The following is a 313-nucleotide window of genomic DNA, read 5'->3' as shown; positions in this document are numbered from 1 at the left end:
AAGAGCGGCAGAGCTGCGCGATTTAATTTTAGAGTTAAAAGCGGTGGTATAACGAAACGATGGCAATGGAGAAATTGTTTGTCAAAGGAGCTCGGGCCCATAATTTACAAACCATTGATGTCACAATCCCGAGAGACAAGCTTGTTGTACTGACGGGACTTTCTGGTTCAGGAAAGTCCTCTCTCGCTTTTGACACCATTTACGCAGAAGGGCAGCGTCGCTATGTCGAGTCATTGTCTGCCTATGCGAGACAAATTTTAGGACAAATGGATAAGCCTGATGTCGACACCATAGAAGGGCTGTCACCGGCGAT

At 46.6% G+C, this 313-nt stretch carries 1 protein-coding gene; it reads left to right on the top strand.

Annotated elements, in window-relative coordinates:
• Positions 1-59 precede the first annotated feature (59 nt).
• A partial coding sequence (locus PZE06_RS27545; protein ID WP_275792326.1) for a hypothetical protein occupies positions 60-313 on the top strand: 254 nt, incomplete at its 3' end.

Origin of the sequence: Robertmurraya sp. DFI.2.37, from assembly GCF_029211245.1 — a bacterium.
In the GTDB taxonomy this organism is placed as follows: Bacteria; Bacillota; Bacilli; order Bacillales; family Cytobacillaceae; genus Robertmurraya; species Robertmurraya methanolica_A.
The sequence above is the reverse complement of the archived record's forward strand: the minus strand, read 5'-3'. Positions and strand labels throughout refer to the sequence as shown.